The sequence below is a fragment of the Flavobacterium celericrescens genome (assembly GCF_011392075.1).
GTDB classification, from domain to species: domain Bacteria; phylum Bacteroidota; class Bacteroidia; order Flavobacteriales; family Flavobacteriaceae; genus Flavobacterium; species Flavobacterium celericrescens.
Map to the genome: position 1 here is coordinate 36165 of NZ_JAAJBV010000003.1, position 17808 is coordinate 53972.

Here is a 17808-nt window from a genome sequence, read left to right on the forward strand (position 1 = left end):
TATGAGAGAAACTATTGAAAACAAAGTAAAAGAAGGGTACAATTTAGATTTAGGAAGCCTTATTGACGAAAGTTTTGCAACTTTTAAGAAAACATTCCTTATTGCAGGATTAGGAATGCTACTTATATCTATAGTCATGATTATCGTTTATATGGGAATTTTTGGCGCTATCTATGGGTTCGCAAACATTACAGAAACCATGACCTCAATTGAAATGATGGCAACTGAACCTACTTTTATCATAGGTAATGCAATTGTAACAATGTTTTTTAGTGCATTGTTTGCCCCGGTCACTGCAGGTTTTATTCACTTAAATCATTTAGCAAATACCAATCAAGAAATTCAAATAGGCGCAATCTTTGATTTTTACAAAGCCCCTTATTTTAAACAAATCTTCATGAGTTATTTAATAATTGGTTTTACAACGGCGGTAATTACATCTTTATTATCCATTTTAGAACTTGAATTATTAAATATGTTATTTCAAATAGTTATTGCTTTATTTTCAGTATTCACAATCCCTTTAATTATTTACGGAGAGCAAAATTATATCGAAGCTATTACAAAGAGTATCCAATTATTTATCAAAAAGCCTTTTATTATTATCATTGCTCTCATAATTGCTGGAATTGGGATGCTGTTAGGAATATTTGCATTATGTATTGGTCTTATTTTTACTATTTCATACATTTATTCAATGTATTATGCTATTTATGCACAAGCAATCGGTTTTGATGACAAATCTGCAATAGATGAAATTGGATTAGAATAATTTTATATATTTGATTAAACAAATCCCTAAAATAATTAAGTATGAAATGGAGAGGAAGACGTCAAAGTGACAATGTGGAAGACCGTAGAGGAATGTCTGGCGGTGGTAAAATAATTGCTGGTGGTGGTGGTTTAGCCATTGTTTTTCTATTGGTAAAAATGTTCTTTCCTGATGCCGCACCTTTTGTAGACAGTATTCAGCAAAGTCAAGCTAATCAACAAACGGAACAAGTTGAACAACGCGAATTGACTGCTGAAGAAAAAGAAATGGGAGAATTCGTTGCTACTGTTTTTGCTGATACCGAAGATATTTGGACTAAGATATTTGAAGAAAATAATCTGGGTACTTATGAACAACCAAAAATGGTATTATTTTCAGGAGCTGTTGAAACTGCTTGTGGTGGAGCCAGTTCAGCTTCTGGTCCGTTTTACTGCCCTGGTGATCATAAAGTCTATATGGATTTGACTTTTTTTGAAGAACTTCGCACACGTTTTGGTGCCAAAGGAGGCGATTTTGCTATTGCATATGTAATTGCTCACGAAGTTGGACATCACGTGCAAACATTATTAGGAACTTCAGCAAAAGTAAGACAATTGCAACAATCAAAAAGTGAAGCTGATGCCAATAAACTATCCGTTTGTCTAGAATTACAAGCCGATTTTTACGGAGGTCTATGGGCACATTATAACAAAAGTAATCTTGAAGTTGGTGATATTGAAGAAGCACTAAGTGCGGCTCATGCTGTAGGTGATGATGCCATTCAAAGTAAAATGCAAGGACATGTAGTACCCGATTCATTTACTCACGGAACCTCTGAACAAAGAATGAAATGGTTTATGAAAGGATTCAAATCAGGTGATATCAAACAACATGATACATTTGCTGAAGAATTATAAAGTTTTGAGTTTATTTTTTAACAGATTAAAAAAATAACTATTTGTTTTTACATTATTCGTAAATCGATTATTGCAAAGAAATTTTTAAGGTATGTTCAAGCATTTTTGAGCATACCTTTTTTAATTTTGGTAATTAATTTTCAGAAAAATGAAAGTAGGAATAGATGCAATCCAATTTGATATACCAAAGCTATATTTACCAATCTCAACATTAGCAACTCATAGAGCAATTGAACCAGACAAATTAATCAAAGGCCTGGGTTTGCAAAAAATGAGTTTTTTAGATGTTAATCAAGATGTAATTACACTTGGGGCAAATGCTGTTTTTAAACTTATTGAACAAGAAAATATCAATCTTGCATCTATAGCAAAAATATATATAGGTACAGAAAGTGGTGTTGACAATTCAAAACCCGTAGCTTCATATATTTTAAATTTAATTGAATCTAAGTTTGGAGAAAATTCTTTACAAAATTGTGATGTAGTAGATTTAACCTTTGCTTGCATCGGTGCAGTTGATGCCTTACAAACCTGTGTCGATTATATTCGATTAAACCCAACAAAAAAAGCTATTGTTATTGCTTCCGACAATGCCAAATATGACTTAAATTCAACTGGAGAATACACACAAGGTGCGGGAGCAATTGCCATGTTAATTAGTCTAAACCCAAAAATAATTGATTTTTCTAAAGAAACTGGTGTAGCTACTTCTGGCGTTTTTGATTTCTTTAAACCAAAACAAACCATTCAAAAAGAAGCAATTACTGGAAAGACTACAAACGAAAATTGGTTTGATATTTTAGAATCTGAAATCACTATTGTAAAAGACCAACCCATTTTTGATGGTCAATATTCCAATGCTTGTTACATCAACCGAATTACAGAAGCTTACAATCATTATAAAACAGAAAGCAAACAAAAAGAAATCATTTTTAATCATTGGGAATTAATCTTGATGCACCTTCCCTACTGTTTTCAAGGCAGAAGAACATTCATCGAAATTTTTGCAAAAGAAAATCAAGAATTATTAGACAAACAAGAAGGTGCTTCTTTCAAAGATAAAATGAAAGCTTTGACAAAATCTCCAGAATATTTAGCGTTGGTGCAATCTAAAATTTATCCTTCAGAAATTGCCTCTGGAGAAGTTGGAAACATTTACACAGGATCAATTTTCTTAGGATTACTATCCGCTTTATATTATTCTGCAAATGAAAACAGCGATTTAACACATAAAAAAATAGGCTTTATAGCGTATGGAAGTGGTTCAAAATCGAAAGTATTTGAAGCAGAAATACAACCTGATTGGAAAAACAGTATCTTAAAAACAAACCTTTTTGAAACCCTAGAAAATCGCACTGCCATTGATTTTATAACCTACGAAAAGCTACATAAAAAAGAATTGAAATCTGCAGTTTTGCAACCTAAAAACGAATTTGTTTTGGAACGTATTGAAAATGACAATCCTCTCTTAAAAGGTGCTCGTTATTATAATTTTATAGAATAGTTTTGTTTCAAGTACTTTGTCTATATTTGTTATACAACAACTAAATATTTGACTTCTGAAACATTTTTCTTTAAAAATTGAAGCTCCTGAATCTGATTATTTATACATTGAAAATTCTCAATTAATGAATGCTGGCAAAGGTTTGTATACTGCAATTAATATTTATAAAGATGAAATTATTGCCATTTTCAAAGGAGAGATTCTATCGGAAGAAGAAATAAACTTTCGTATCAAAAATGGAAATGATAAGTATTTTATAAACATGATTGATGGTTCTATTATGGATTCAATGTTGGTAGACTGTTTTGCTAAATATGCTAACGATGCTGAAGCCTTTTCAAAATCACTATTTAAAAATAACGCAAAAATTGCACTTGACGAAGAAAACAACGTTTGTGTAATTGCTATTAGAAACATTAAATCTGGTAGTGAAATTTTTTGCAGTTATGGAAAAAAATACTGGAAAAAACATTCAACCCTACTTTCCAAATAGAAACACAAAAGGAATATCAAGACGCTTTTGCCATGCTAGTTCGGAATGATTTTCACCTTCAAACTTTCTGGTCATCCAATTTGTTGCAGCATACCCTTTTTTCAGCATTATTTTATCTACTTCATTTTGCAAGGGCTCATATACTGCATCTAATGTTTCCGTACCAAAATCAAAATAGATTTTATGATTTTTAGGATTGGGTAAATTTTCATTCAAATAGCGATAAAAAGCCTTTGGAATCGGGTTATTAGCAACATGAAAAACACCAGGCCAATGCGTTGATAAACAAGCGGCTCCACCAAAAATGCTTGGATATTCGCAAATAGCATACATCGAAATCAAACCGCCCATACTGCTACCCGCAATAAAGGTGTGCTCTTTATCCTGATACACAGCATATTTTTTATCAATCATCGGCTTTAATTCCTTTACAATGAATTGTAAATAATTATCTGAATTTACTTTTCCATTAAAATACTTCACACCTTCCGAACGTTCCAAATTATAGATTGAATCTTGTTGTTTTGGTGTCAGCATTTCAAATGCTTTTTGTGGAAAATAATCAAAATGTCTGGTTTCAACGCCATTCCAAATACCCACAATTATAACATCTTGGATCTTATTTTCAGCTAATAAATTAGCCATAACTACATCTACTTCCCATGCTTGTTTATTCCATGTTTGTTCGGCATCATAAAGCATTTGTCCATCGTGCATATACAAAACATTATATTGCTTCGTGGATGAATAATCATCCGGTAGCCAAATATCTATATTTCTGGATGTGACAAAATTAGATTGAAAATTTTCAATACGTTCAATGGTTCCTGAAGTAACTTGTGGAAGTTCTTGTGAATACACAAGATTTGAAAACAATAAAAATAAAAAAAATGATTTCATATAATTTACTTTAATATTAACCCAACCAGCCTTCTCTATCCAAACTTCTATATTGTATAGCTTCAGCAATATGGTGGGATTGTATGGTTGCTGCGGTTTCTAAATCAGCAATCGTTCGAGCAACTTTTAAAATGCGATCATAGGCTCTAGCTGATAAATTTAATCGCTCCATTGCTGTTTTTAATAATTGTAAAGAAACTTCATCTAAAGTACAAAATTCTCTAATTAATTTGCTACTCATTTGTGCATTATAATGAATATGTTCAAAATTTTCAAATCGTGCAGATTGTATTGCTCTAGCCATTGTAACTCGTTTTCTAATTGCAATACTGCTTTCCGCTTTTCGAGTTTCGGTCAATTTTTCAAATGGAACTGGAGTAACTTCAATATGAATATCTATTCGGTCCAACAATGGTCCTGAAATCTTACTCAAATACCGTTGCATTTCCATTGGAGATGAACTTACCGGTGCGTTTGGGTCGTTAAAATAACCGCCGGGACTCGGATTCATGCTTGCTACCAACATAAAAGAAGATGGATAAGTAATTGTAAATTTAGCTCGTGATATCGTTACTTCTCTATCCTCCAAAGGCTGACGCATGACTTCTAACACTTCTCTTTTAAATTCGGGTAGTTCATCTAAAAACAAAACACCATTGTGTGCCAATGAGATTTCGCCGGGTTGTGGATAACTTCCGCCACCAACTAAAGAAACTGAACTCGCTGTGTGATGCGGACTTCTAAAAGGACGTTGTGCCATTAAACCAACATCTTTAGTTTTACCTGCTACGGAATGAATTTTCGTTGTTTCCAATGCTTCTCGCATAGTCATAGGTGGTAAAATACTTGGTAAACGTTTGGCTAGCATTGTTTTTCCAGAGCCTGGAGGTCCAATTAAAATTATATTATGTCCGCCAGCTGCAGCAATTTCCATACAGCGTTTAATAGACTCTTGTCCTTTCACATCGCTAAAATCATGCTCTGGAAAATCTAAAATTTTATTAAATTCTTCAGAAGTATCAATTGTAGTAGGTATCAAATCATGTTTCCCTTCAAAAAAATTAATGACTTGTAACACATTTTCAACACCATATACATCGAGTCCTTCTACTATAGCTGCTTCTTTCACATTTTGAAATGGTAAAATCAATCCTTTAAAACCTTCTTCTTTGGCTTTAATAGCAATAGACAAAGCTCCTTTTATAGGTTGCAATCCACCATCAAGAGACAATTCGCCCATGATGACATAGTTGTGAATTTCTTCTGATTTGATTTGAGATGAGGCTGCTAGAATACCAACTGCTAACGTTAAGTCATAAGCAGAACCTTCTTTTCGTAAATCGGCAGGTGCCATATTTACAGTGATTTTTTTTCCCGGAAATTGATAATTGTTATTTTTAAGAGCAGCAGCAATGCGATAACTACTTTCTTTTATTGCAGAATCTGGTAAACCTACCAAGTGGTAGCCAATTCCTTTATCGATATTTACTTCTACAGTAATGGTGGTGGCTTCTACACCAAAAACGGCGCTTCCGAATACTTTTACTAACATGGCTTATAATTTTTTTAAATGGCTTATATCGTTGCAAATATAGAAAAGTTTTTGAAATAAAAAATCCCGATTACTCGGGATTTAATTTATTTTTTGAATTTTGAAATACCAACTTCTAACCACTTCTTGTATTCTTCTGCATTTGGTGTGTAACCAATTTGATCTGTTAAATCTGTTCCATCACTGTCAAGAATTATGTAATATGGTTGCGCATTATTTTTATAACGTGTAATCTGATAATCACTCCATTTGTTTCCAATGGTTTTAATTTCTTTACCTGTTTCTTTAGACACATATTGCTCGTTTTTAGGTAATTCACGCTTATCATCAACATACAAAGAAATTAAAACTACTTTGTCTTTTAAAATTGGTAAAACTTCTGATTTTGACCAAACATGTTCTTCCATTTTCCTACAATTTACACAAGCATGACCTGTGAAATCTAACAAAACTGGTTTGTTTACTTTTTTAGCATAGGCTAAACCTTGTTCATAATCATGGAAAGCAATTATCTTATGAGGTCCATAATGTGCATGTTCTGGAAGTTCTTCGCTTGCTCCAGTTGATGAACCTCCCACTCCGTATGGACTTTCGCTATAACTCATTGGTGGCGGAAAACCAGAAATTATTTTTAATGGTGCTCCCCATAATCCTGGTATTAAATATACTGTGAATACTGAAACTAATATTGCTAAAAATAATCTTCCAACTGAAATATGACTCAATGGACTATCATGAGGCAACGTTAATTTACCAAATAAATAAACCGCCCAAACCCCAAAAATTACTATCCATATTGCAAGAAAAACTTCTCTTTCTAACCAATGCGATTGTAATACTAAGTCAGCATTTGATAAAAATTTAAATGCTAAAGCTAATTCTAAAAATCCTAAAGAAACTTTTACCGTATTTAACCAACCACCCGATTTTGGCAAAGAGTTCATCCAGCCAGGAAACATTGCAAATAACATAAATGGCAATGCTAATGCTGATGAAAAACCAACCATTCCAACAATTGGAGCAATACCTCCTTTAGAAGAAGCTTCAACCAAAAGCGTTCCTACAATAGGTCCAGTACATGAAAACGATACTATGGCTAAAGCTAACGCCATAAATAAGATGCCTACAAAACCACCTCTATCGGCTTGTTGATCTACTTTGTTTGCCCATGAATTAGGTAATACAATTTCAAATGCTCCTAAAAAGGATGCAGCAAAAAATACTAATAATCCAAAGAAAATTAAATTGAACCAAACATTTGTTGACAATGCATTTAAAGAATCTGCACCAAAAATACCCGTTACCAATGAACCTAAAAGCACATAAATTAATATAATTGATATTCCGTATAAAATTGCATTTCTTTTACCTTCTGCTTTTGTTTTACTTTGTTTGGTAAAAAAGCTTACTGTCATTGGAATCATTGGAAATACACATGGCGTCAACAATGCTGCAAAACCTCCTAAAAATGACAAAATAAAAATTGACCATAGTCCTTTTTTCTCTTCTTTTACAGGTGATGTAACACTAGCACTTGCAGCTTTTTTTAATTGACTATCATCTTCAACTATCAATGAGTCTTTAGCAGAATCATCTTTTTTTACTGAATCAACTACTGGAGGAACTACTGTAGCTTCTACTGATTTTATTTCAGGAATATCAAAACTCAATTCTACATTATCATTTATACACTGTGTTTTACAAGCTTGAAAATCTATATTGACCTTAATTTTACCCACTTTAGGATTCAAAATTTGAACTCTTTGAGTCAAAGTAGCCTTATTTTCAAAATAATATTCATCAACACCAAAATCTTCATTAAAGTGTTTTTTATAAGGACTTTCTTTTGCTTTTCCTATTAATTTGAAATTACCTTTTGAATTTTTGAATGTTAAAACAATTGGTAACGAACCATCTTCTGGAGTAAATTGTGAATAAACATGCCAATCTTTTTCAATTGTGGCATTCATAATCAGATTAAATTCTGTATCTGATATCTTCTCAACTTTAGAACTCCATACTACTGGTTTTTGTATTTGACCTTGTGCAAAAAAGGTAAGTAATAATAAAATGTAGGTTAGTTTTTTCATTATTTTAATTCTATTTTTAATAGCTGTTGTGTTGTTTCGTGTGCAATATAGCGATTATCAGCTCGTTTTCCAATCACCCAAACAATTTGGTCATTTGAACATAATAACCACTGATTTTCTTTATCTAAAAGTGAATATTTTTCATCTTTAAAATACTTGCTCAGCTTCTTTTTTCCGTTCATTCCTACAGGATAAAAATAATCGCCTTCTTGCCATTTACGCAATTCTAAAGGAAATTGAACTTTATCTGCATCAACAAATATAGTATGATTTCCATTTAAAGAAATGTTAACAGCTTTTGAAAAAACGAGGTTTAAGGGAAAATTAAGATTAGACTGCTCTTTTTCAATCTTATAAACTACTTGCGCATCATACTTATTTTTTGGATAAAGCAGCAATATTGTTCTATCTTTTAATAAAACATGTGTTTCAGAAAATACTTGTTTGCCTGATTGCGCTTGAACTAAATCATAAACATCATTCCATGAAGTAAATCCATATCCTTTCAGCCATTGAAACAAATACGCTTTATAATTTTGGTATTCAAGCAATGGTTTCAAATGAATTTCTAATTGATTCTCTTTCTCAACTACAACTTTTTCATAAACCAATTTAGAAGCATCGTTAACCAAAGATTCTGCTTGTTGCAAATAATTTAAGGTATTTTGAAACGAATCTAAAAATCCCGTATTCAATTCTTTTAAAATGGGAACAATGTCGTGACGCAGTTTATTTCGGAAATACTTATCCGAAGCATTACTAGAATCTTCTCGCCATTGAATTTTATTTTCTAGCGCATAATTTTCAATTTCCAAACGAGAAAAAGGCAACAACGGACGAATAATGTTTCCATTTTGAGATGGAATTCCCGACAAACCTTCTAAACCAGTTCCTCTGATGAAATTGATTAAAAATGTTTCGACATTGTCATCCAAATGATGAGCGGTAACCAAATAATCCAATTGGTTTTCAGCTAAAAGTTCATGAAACCAATCGTAACGCAACTTTCGAGCTGCTAATTGAATAGACAGCTTGTTATCTCTGGAATATTTTTCTGTATCAAATGACGTAATAAAATAAGGAATATATCCGTCTTGGCATATTTTTTTAACCAACATTTCATCTCCATCACTCTCATTTCCACGCAATTGAAAATTACAATGTGCAATGGAAATATCATAAAGCAATTGCTGAAACAAATGCATCAAAACCATACTATCAATGCCACCACTAACCGCCAAAAGCAATTTCTTGTTTTTCAGTTGAGGAAAATTAGTATTGAGATGTCTTTGAAATTTTTTAAGCATGACCAAAAATAAGGAATTATTTGGATTGCAGCACTTCAAACATCGCTTTTGCTTTTAACAAGCATTCTTCATACTCGTTTTCAGGAACAGCTTGAGAAGTAATAGCACTTCCAACAGAAAAAGATAAATACTGACTTTTAGAATTATATAAAATACTTCGAATGACCACATTAAAATCAAAATCGCCAATTGGAGTAAAATAACCCACTGCCCCACTGTATAATCCTCTCTTGGTTTCTTCTAATGCTTCAATAATTTGCATTGCCGAAATCTTTGGTGCGCCTGTCATACTGCCCATTGGAAAAGTACTTCTCAGAATTTCAATTGGTGAAGTGGTATTTTCTACTTCGGAAACGATTGTCGAAATCATTTGATGCACTTGCTTAAACGTATAAATCTGGCACAATTCTTCCACTTGAACACTTCCTTTTGTAGCTGTGTGCGCTAAATCATTACGAACCAAATCAACAATCATAATGTTTTCCGAACGCTCTTTTTCGTTTTGAGCTAAATCAACTTTAAGTTGTTCGTCTATAATTGTAACTTCACTTCTTTTAGAAGTTCCTTTTATAGGCTGAGAAATTACTTTGTTGCCTTCCTTACGCAAATAACGTTCAGGTGAAGCTGAAAGCAAATAGTGATGGTCATTCTTAAAATACACCGCAAAAGGTGGTTCGGAAATGGCATTCAATTTTTGATAGATTTCCAAAGGTTCGATATGAGCATTTTCGGCAAAAAATTCCATACAGAAATTAGCTTCATAAATGTTGCCACGATGAATGTGTTCTAGCATTTTGGAAACTTTGGATAAATAATTTTCTTTTGAGATGCGTTGTTCTATTGTGATGGAAGTTGGAAGTTGGAAGCTGGAAGTAAATGAAAGAATTTCTTCGAAATCAGATTCTATTTCATCATCACACATTCGTAAATACTGCATTTCAACTTGATTTCCTTTAATTAGAAACAACTTTTTAGGTTGAAAGAAAAACAAATCAGGAAATACTAATCCATCATAATTATTGGATTGTAAATCTTCGGTATCATTTTTTAAATCGTAGGACAGATAACCAAACAACCAATCTTTCATTTGACTTTGATATTGATACAAATCCTGAAACGCATTTTTAACATCGGTTTTAATAGAAGTGAAAGCTTCAACAGCCAAAACTACATCATAACTCGAATACTTTTGATGATAAGCATTTGAATCTAAAAAAGCAACCTCTCTGTGTTGGTTTGACCAATGTAAAAGTTGGTTTTTAAAATTGGAAAACTGGGAAACATCTTTTGTAATTACTGTTCTCAAATTGGAAAATTTACGCTCCAAAAGTACAATAAAAAAATAGTTGTTGAAAATGATTACAATTGTTAAAATTTGGCACGATTTTTATTTTATCTGAAATAAGTCCAACCACTTTAAAAATTCATATTGTCATTGATTAAAAAATTACTCATTTACAAATTATTAAATCAAATTAATTAATCTATAACTTTAAAATGAATTTTTATGAACAAAAACACCAAAACCGTTTTGACTTTGCTAGCTATTGGCTTAGTCTTTTCTTGCAAAGAAGCTGCTGAAAGAACAGAGGCAAGTGCTGATTATGCTGCCGAAACTACTACCGACAGTACTAGTGTAATTTCTTCTTCAGCCGCAGTAGAAAACAAAAATAGTGACCGAAAATTTGTCCGAACCGCAGATGTAAAATTCAAAGTTAAAAATGTAGCCAAATCTACTTATGCCATTGAAGAAGCAACCTCAAAATTTGGCGGCTTTGTTACTTATACCAATTTACAAAGCAACATTTATGATGAAGACAAAACCAAGGTAAGCCAAGACAGCACTCTAGTTACCACAAAATACAAAGTAGACAATAACATTACAATACGCGTTCCTAATACCAAAATGGATACGGTGATTAAAACCATTGCTAAGCAAATTAACTTTTTAGATTATCGTATTATCAAAGCAGATGATGTTTCTTTACAAATGTTATCCAATGAAATGGCGCAAAAAAGAAACAATACCTCCGAAAAAAGAATCGAAAAAGCAATTGACAACAAAGGAAAAAAACTAAACCAAATCATAAACGCGGAAGAAAATCTAGCTACTAAAAGAGAAGAAAATGACGCTACCAAACTGCAAAATCTATCGTTAAAAGATCAAGTGAATTATAGCACTTTAACCTTAAATATCTACCAAGACGAAAGCATTAAACAAGAAATGATAGCTAATGAAAAAAGTATTAATGCTTACCGACCAAATATTGGATTACAAATATGGGATAGCCTAAAAACAGGTTGGTTTATGCTCGAAAACATTCTTTCGTTTATTGTGGTACTTTGGCCGTTTGCCTTAATAGGTTTTATTGGATTTTTGGGATATAAAAAGTATCTAAAGAAATAAAAAAAGCGTCTCAATTGAGACGCTTTTTTTATATAATATCCAAACTTCCTTTTCCTTCACGAATAACTTCGGGCTCATAACCCGTTAAATCTATAATCGTTGAAGCTATATTATCTCCATAACCACCATCAATAATCAAATCAACTTTATTATGCCATTTTTCAAAGATTAACTCTGGATCTGTAGAATACTCAATTACATCATCTTCATCATGTATTGAGGTAGAAACGATAGGATTACCGAGTAGCTCTACAATTTGCAAAACTATATTATTCGCAGGAACACGAATCCCTACTGTTTTTTTCTTTCTGAATTCTTTTGGTAAATCGTTATTTCCTGGTAAAATGAACGTATAAGGTCCAGGCAAAGCGCGTTTTAAGATTTTAAATGTCGAAGTATCAATTTGCTTCACATAATCCGAAAGATTACTCAAACTCGAGCAAACGAAAGAAAAATTCGCTTTTTCCAACTTAACTCCTTTGATTTTAGCCAATTTTTCAAGCGCACGAGAATTGGTAATATCACAACCTAAACCATAAACGGTATCGGTAGGATAAATAACTAATCCACCATCTTTCAATACTTCAACTACTTTCTTTATAGCAGCTTCACTGGGCTTGTCTTCGTATATTTTTATGAATTCTGACATATTTTTTGCTTTATGCCTTAAGCTTTATGCTTAAAGCGTTAACCTATTACCTCTAATTTTGCAAATCGTAACAACAGCTTCTTTAATCCGCCAACATCAAAACGAATTTCTGCTTTTTTATCGGCTCCTATTCCTTCAATATTTACGATTTGACCTTTTCCAAAACGTTCGTGCATAATAATATTACCAACATTTAAATTCGCATCCACTGCATTAGAACCACCACTAGTATTAGATACCGGCTTTAATCTCCTGATGTTGGCGATTGGACTCGGTTGATCTTGTGTTAAATATTTTGGAGGTGTTCCTGCGGTTGGTTTTGCTAAGCGTAGTTTCGATTTATCAATATCGCCAAAAACATCAATATCCATAACCGGTTTGTAACGATAACCCGAATCCACAGGATTCAAATATTCTAAATATTGGTCGTTGATTTCTTCAATAAAACGTGAAGGTTCGCTATCTACTAATTTTCCCCAACGATAACGCGATTGTGCATAGGTTAAATACGCTTGATGTTCAGCACGAGTTAAAGCGACGTAGAACAAACGACGTTCTTCTTCTAATTCGCTTCGGGTGTTCAAACTCATCGCACTTGGAAATAAATCTTCTTCTAATCCTACAATAAACACATGCGGAAATTCTAATCCTTTGGCCAAGTGAATCGTCATTAGTGCTACTCTATCATCATCACCTGTATCTTTGTCTAAATCGGTGGCTAAAGCAACGTCTTCTAGGAATTCAGCTAACGCTCCTCTTGCTCCGTCAATTTCTTTTTGTCCTTCGGTGAAATCTTTGATACCGTTTAGTAATTCTTCTATATTTTCAATCTTCGCAATTCCTTCTGGAGTGCCATCTTTTTTAAGTTCTTGAACTAATCCGGTTTTCTTCGTAACATGATCGGTTAAGAAAAACGCATCCTGATTTTCATTGATAACTTGAAAACTCTTAATCATCGTAACAAAATCATGGATTTTAGTTTTCGTTCCCGTATTTAGTTTCAAATCAATCTTATCGATATGTTCCATTACTTCAAAAATAGAACGCTTGTAATGATTGGCTGCAACTGTTAATTTTTCAACTGTTGTGTCACCAATTCCTCGTGCTGGATAATTAATCACACGCACTAAAGCTTCTTCATCTTTTGGATTAATCACCAAACGCAAATAGGCTAAAACATCTTTGATTTCTTTACGTTGATAGAATGACAAACCACCATAAATTCGGTACGGAATATCGCGTTTACGCAACGCATCTTCCATAGCACGAGATTGCGCATTCGTTCGATATAAAATAGCAAACTGTCCGTTTAGCATTTGGTTTTGCATCTTTTGTTCAAAGATTGTAGCGGCTACAAAACGCCCTTCTTCACTATCCGTTAAACTACGGTGTACTTTAATCTTTGGTCCATCATCATTGGATGTCCAAACGATTTTATCTAACTTGGTTTTATTCTTATCGATTACGTTATTCGCCGCTTCTACAATATTTTTAGAAGAGCGATAATTTTGCTCCAAACGATACAATTGCACGTTTTCGTAATCTTTCTGGAAATTTAAAATGTTGTTGATATTCGCACCTCGGAAGGCATAAATACTCTGCGCATCATCACCCACCACACAAATATTTTGAAATCTATCCGACAACGCACGAACAATCAAATACTGCGAGTGATTCGTATCTTGGTACTCATCTACTAAAATGTATCGAAATCTGTCTTGATATTTCGCTAATACATCTGGATAAAGATTCAATAATTCATTGGTTTTCAATAACAAATCATCAAAATCCATCGCACCCGATTTAAAACAACGCTCTACATATTGCTGATAAATTTCACCCATGCGAGGCTTTTTGCTCATGGCATCGGCTTCTTGCAATTCGGGATTATTGAAATAGGCTTTTACCGTAATTAATGAGTTTTTATACGATGAAATTCTCCCTAAAATTTGCTTTGGTTTATAAATATCTTTGTCCAACTGCATCTCTTTGATAATAGCACCTATCAAACGTACAGAATCTTGTGTATCATAAATCGTGAAATTTGAAGGATATCCTAATTTATCAGCCTCACTTCGCAATATCTTTGCAAAAACCGAGTGAAAAGTTCCCATCCAAAGGTTTTTAGCTTCATTGTTTCCTACGATATCTGCAATACGCTTTTTCATTTCACGTGCAGCTTTGTTGGTAAAAGTTAAGGCCAAAATATTAAATGCATCTACACCTTGACTCATCAAGTTAGCAATACGAACAGTTAACACACGTGTTTTACCAGAACCGGCGCCCGCAATTACAATCATGGGACCGTCTTTCTGCAAAACAGGTGCTTGCTGTGCTTCGTTTAATTGGCTGATATAGCGTTGCATTTCATTCATAGGATTCGATAACTTTTAACTAATTTACAAAAATACACTTTGGTAAGTGTTTTTACAAGTTTTTATTTTGAAGTTGGGAGTTGAGTGATGGTGTTTAGAAATTTGAAATTTGATTTTTGAATTTTAATAATTTTAATCTTAATTTGCGACATATTTAAAACTATTAAAAATGACAATCGAAGATAAATTATTAGAAATTGCTGCTTACACCCTACCTGCTTTAATTACAGGCGGTGTAGCTTTTGTAATGATGCAAAAATTTTACAACAGCGAAGAAAGCAAACGCAAATTTGAATTACTAAGAGAAAATCAAAAACAAGCCTTACCGATTCGTTTGCAAGCCTATGAACGTATGGTGCTATTTTTAGAGCGCATTAATCCAACACAATTATTGCTTCGTGTGGCACCTACTAGCAAAAGTAAAGATGATTATGCAACAATATTATCACACCACATTCAAACAGAATTTGAGCATAATTTAACCCAACAAATTTATTTAACGGCTGAAACTTGGGATATCGTATTAAAAGCAAAAAACAGTACGGTACAATTAATTCGTAAAAATGCACTTCGAGAAGATGTTGCCGATGCTGACAAACTAAGAGAAGCCATTATGTTAGAACTAACAGAAACCGAAGCACCAAGTACTATTGCAATTAGTTATTTGAAAGAAGAATTGAAAAGAGTATTTTAATAAAAATCCCGAGTTGTAGCTCGGGATTTTTTTATTTCTCATTCAAAAACTTTAAATACAAAGCTTTCATGTTTTCATCTGATGTCGATGCCAATTGTTCCACTTTAGCTCTATATTCAGTGTTTTTAAGTAATTCACGGATTTTTGTTCTTGCAAAAAGTGTAAACTGCCACTTGTGATGGTTTGTTGCTAAAAACAATTGTGTAATTACTTTTTCATTCATGAAATCTATTGAAAGAAGTAATTCCAATGCATTTTGCCTAACAGAACTTTCATATTGAGACGATGCGTAATGTAACAATTCTAAATAAAAATCTAACCTTTGAGTTTCAAGCGCTGGCGTTTCATAAGCTAACTTTAGCCACGTAATTCGTAAACTTTTATCGTTATTTCCTTTTAAATATCTAGTTTGAAATAAATATTTTTCTCTATCTTCAGGAAAATTTGTACACAAATTAACCAACGCAATTTCTTTGGTTTGATACGAACTATCTTCCAACAACGTTTCATATTGCGATTTAAAAACTTCTGGAATAACTGGTGTTGATTCCGCAACGGCTCTTCGTACTAAAATATCATTTGTTGCTAAAGCGGTTTCTAAAATAACTTTTCGCTCTTCAAAAGGAATATTTCGCGTTTGATAAACTATATATTGCTTGATAGGATAATATGCATTCGATTTTAAAATTTCTGTCAACTCGGATAACGATTTTTTACTTTTCCTTAAAGCAAAATAGTCTTGAATGAATTTGTTTTTTGATAAATATTTTTGAGCGATTTCCATTTCAAATCCAGATTTTTCAAGCCAAACTTTCTTGAAATTTTCTACATCATAGCCTGAAACTTCTTTTACAATTTTCAAGAAATCATCCGTGTTCACGTTTTTATATTGGTATTTTTTTAAATACTTTTTAACCGCTTTTTGAAAGTTCTTCGCACCAATATCTTCTCGCATCACATGTAATGCCCAAGCCCCTTTTTTGTAAAACGACAACGAACTCGCCTTTTCATTCATCACGGGAATCGTATCGGTTTTGGAAGCATGTTTCAATTGTTCGGCATAATCATACAATTCTTCGTAAAAATAATCATCGCCAAACAAATGACGTTCTGCCAATAAGGCATAATACGTAGCAAAACCTTCCTGCAACCAATGGTGTTTTCCTGATTGCGCCGTAATTAAATCGCCAAACCATTGATGGGCTAATTCATGTGCGTTAACATTTATATAATTTCTGTCGTTAAAACCAATGGAATCTACCACAAAATCTTGTGCGAAAATCGTAGAAGTCGTATTCTCCATTCCCGCATACAAAAAATCTCGAACGGGAACTTGGCGGTAAATGCCCCAAGGATACTTCACGCCTATTTCTTGCTCCAAATAATCAAACATTTGTATGGAATAGCGATACGTAGATTCAAATTTTGAAACATCGCTTTTATCTATATAAAATTCTAACGGCGTTCCTGATTTAGTTGTTGTAGTTTGCTTTGCGAAATTTCCAATGGCCAACATTGCTAAATAAGATGACATTGGTTTTTGCATTCTGAAATTCCTAATAGAATTTGAATTGGAAAGCGGTGCATAAAGTCCGTTTGACTCATGAATACCATTCGAAATAGCAGTTAAATTAGGATCATATGAAATATTGAGATTAAAAACAATTTTCTCATTCACATCATCAAAACTCGGCAACCAATTACTGGTATAACGCCCTTGTCCTTGGGTCCAAATTTGTAAATTTTCATCATAACCTGTAAAATAAAGTGTTTGTTTCGGCTTTGCTGAATAGTTGAAAGTTAGTTTATTCTTTCCTTTTTTAAATCCTTCAAATAAATTTAATGTCTTTCCTGATTTTTTGAATTTCACAGATTTTCCATTAATCATAACACCAGAAAATTCCATATTGATAGCATCAATTTTAATGGTATCAATTGCTTTTTTTACTTTAAATTCATACGTAATCGTTCCAGAAATTGATTTTTCAGCATGATTCGGAGCAACCAAAGCATCACATTTGATAAAATCAACTTTATCCGTTTGTTGGGCAAATGAAAAACTTACTAGTAATAAAGAAAAAAGAATACGAAACATCTTAATGGATTTTAATAAGGTACGAATATAAACATTTTCAATTTCTCTAATTTCATATGGCGCTAATTATTGTT

Annotated in this window: 14 protein-coding genes; 6 read left to right on the top strand and 8 right to left on the bottom strand. The window is 32.8% G+C overall.

What is annotated here, in order from left to right; genetic code table 11:
• Position 1: 1 nt before the first annotated feature.
• The 4 genes from G4L40_RS04995 to G4L40_RS05010 all read left to right on the top strand — a co-directional run bounded on the left by G4L40_RS04995 (position 2) and on the right by G4L40_RS05010 (position 3665).
• Entirely contained in the window at positions 2-772 is a 771-nt protein-coding gene (locus tag G4L40_RS04995) for a hypothetical protein (RefSeq protein ID WP_166236059.1), read from the top strand.
• 41 nt (positions 773-813) lie between these two features.
• A complete protein-coding gene (gene ypfJ / locus G4L40_RS05000) occupies positions 814-1668 on the top strand; it encodes a KPN_02809 family neutral zinc metallopeptidase (RefSeq protein ID WP_166236060.1) in 855 nt (284 codons plus the stop codon).
• Positions 1669-1816: 148 nt separating this feature from the next.
• Positions 1817-3172, top strand: coding sequence for a hydroxymethylglutaryl-CoA synthase family protein (locus G4L40_RS05005; protein WP_166236061.1), 1356 nt, complete (start codon positions 1817-1819; stop codon positions 3170-3172).
• Positions 3173-3296: 124 nt separating this feature from the next.
• Positions 3297-3665 (top strand): SET domain-containing protein-lysine N-methyltransferase, encoded by a 369-nt coding sequence (locus tag G4L40_RS05010; RefSeq protein ID WP_166236062.1) that lies wholly within the window; start codon positions 3297-3299, stop codon positions 3663-3665.
• Here G4L40_RS05010 and G4L40_RS05015 read toward each other — a convergent pair.
• From G4L40_RS05015 to G4L40_RS05035, 5 genes are all read right to left on the bottom strand, one after another.
• The gene (locus G4L40_RS05015; protein WP_166236063.1) at positions 3651-4565 is read right to left on the bottom strand and encodes an alpha/beta hydrolase; all 915 of its coding nucleotides are present in this window, start codon (positions 4563-4565) and stop codon (positions 3651-3653) included. The two genes, G4L40_RS05010 and G4L40_RS05015, sit on opposite strands and share 15 nt — an antisense overlap.
• 16 nt (positions 4566-4581) lie before the next feature.
• Positions 4582-6117: a YifB family Mg chelatase-like AAA ATPase gene (locus tag G4L40_RS05020; RefSeq protein ID WP_166236064.1), complete on the bottom strand. Its 1536-nt coding sequence runs from the start codon at positions 6115-6117 to the stop codon at positions 4582-4584.
• A gap of 86 nt (positions 6118-6203) precedes the next feature.
• Entirely contained in the window at positions 6204-8207 is a 2004-nt protein-coding gene (locus G4L40_RS05025; protein ID WP_166236065.1) for a protein-disulfide reductase DsbD family protein, read from the bottom strand.
• Positions 8207-9514 (bottom strand): tRNA lysidine(34) synthetase TilS, encoded by a 1308-nt coding sequence (gene tilS / locus G4L40_RS05030; RefSeq protein ID WP_166236066.1) that lies wholly within the window; start codon positions 9512-9514, stop codon positions 8207-8209. The genes G4L40_RS05025 and tilS overlap by 1 nt, the downstream gene beginning before the upstream one ends.
• A gap of 16 nt (positions 9515-9530) precedes the next feature.
• Positions 9531-10820 (bottom strand): anthranilate synthase component I family protein, encoded by a 1290-nt coding sequence (locus G4L40_RS05035; protein WP_166236067.1) that lies wholly within the window; start codon positions 10818-10820, stop codon positions 9531-9533.
• A 201-nt stretch (positions 10821-11021) separates the two neighbouring features.
• Between G4L40_RS05035 and G4L40_RS05040 the strand changes: the two genes are divergently transcribed.
• Positions 11022-11921, top strand: a complete 900-nt coding sequence (locus G4L40_RS05040; RefSeq protein WP_166236068.1) for a DUF4349 domain-containing protein — start codon at positions 11022-11024, stop codon at positions 11919-11921.
• A 28-nt stretch (positions 11922-11949) separates the two neighbouring features.
• On the opposite strand, the gene G4L40_RS05045 is transcribed toward G4L40_RS05040, so the two are convergent.
• Entirely contained in the window at positions 11950-12570 is a 621-nt protein-coding gene (locus tag G4L40_RS05045) for an L-threonylcarbamoyladenylate synthase (RefSeq protein ID WP_166236069.1), read from the bottom strand.
• A 38-nt stretch (positions 12571-12608) separates the two neighbouring features.
• The gene (locus G4L40_RS05050) at positions 12609-14936 is read right to left on the bottom strand and encodes an ATP-dependent helicase (protein ID WP_166236370.1); all 2328 of its coding nucleotides are present in this window, start codon (positions 14934-14936) and stop codon (positions 12609-12611) included.
• A gap of 178 nt (positions 14937-15114) precedes the next feature.
• Here G4L40_RS05050 and G4L40_RS05055 point away from each other — a divergent pair, with 178 nt between their 5' ends.
• Complete coding sequence (locus G4L40_RS05055) at positions 15115-15639, top strand: DUF7935 family protein (protein ID WP_166236070.1); 525 nt, start codon at positions 15115-15117, stop codon at positions 15637-15639.
• A gap of 31 nt (positions 15640-15670) precedes the next feature.
• Here G4L40_RS05055 and G4L40_RS05060 read toward each other — a convergent pair whose 3' ends face one another.
• Positions 15671-17734, bottom strand: coding sequence for a M1 family metallopeptidase (locus G4L40_RS05060; RefSeq protein ID WP_207785329.1), 2064 nt, complete (start codon positions 17732-17734; stop codon positions 15671-15673).
• Positions 17735-17808 lie beyond the last annotated feature (74 nt).

Bases quoted from the DNA above. Each gene is read 5' to 3' on its own strand.
- G4L40_RS04995 (WP_166236059.1), top strand. From the start codon at position 2: ATGAGAGAAACTATTGAAAACAAAGTAAAAGAAGGGTACAATTTAGAT.
- ypfJ (WP_166236060.1), top strand. From the start codon at position 814: ATGAAATGGAGAGGAAGACGTCAAAGTGACAATGTGGAAGACCGTAGA.
- G4L40_RS05005 (WP_166236061.1), top strand. From the start codon at position 1,817: ATGAAAGTAGGAATAGATGCAATCCAATTTGATATACCAAAGCTATAT.
- G4L40_RS05010 (WP_166236062.1), top strand. From the start codon at position 3,297: ATGAATGCTGGCAAAGGTTTGTATACTGCAATTAATATTTATAAAGAT.
- G4L40_RS05015 (WP_166236063.1), bottom strand. From the start codon at position 4,565: ATGAAATCATTTTTTTTATTTTTATTGTTTTCAAATCTTGTGTATTCA.
- G4L40_RS05020 (WP_166236064.1), bottom strand. From the start codon at position 6,117: ATGTTAGTAAAAGTATTCGGAAGCGCCGTTTTTGGTGTAGAAGCCACC.
- G4L40_RS05025 (WP_166236065.1), bottom strand. From the start codon at position 8,207: ATGAAAAAACTAACCTACATTTTATTATTACTTACCTTTTTTGCACAA.
- tilS (WP_166236066.1), bottom strand. From the start codon at position 9,514: ATGCTTAAAAAATTTCAAAGACATCTCAATACTAATTTTCCTCAACTG.
- G4L40_RS05040 (WP_166236068.1), top strand. From the start codon at position 11,022: ATGAACAAAAACACCAAAACCGTTTTGACTTTGCTAGCTATTGGCTTA.
- G4L40_RS05045 (WP_166236069.1), bottom strand. From the start codon at position 12,570: ATGTCAGAATTCATAAAAATATACGAAGACAAGCCCAGTGAAGCTGCT.
- G4L40_RS05050 (WP_166236370.1), bottom strand. From the start codon at position 14,936: ATGCAACGCTATATCAGCCAATTAAACGAAGCACAGCAAGCACCTGTT.
- G4L40_RS05055 (WP_166236070.1), top strand. From the start codon at position 15,115: ATGACAATCGAAGATAAATTATTAGAAATTGCTGCTTACACCCTACCT.
- G4L40_RS05060 (WP_207785329.1), bottom strand. From the start codon at position 17,734: ATGTTTCGTATTCTTTTTTCTTTATTACTAGTAAGTTTTTCATTTGCC.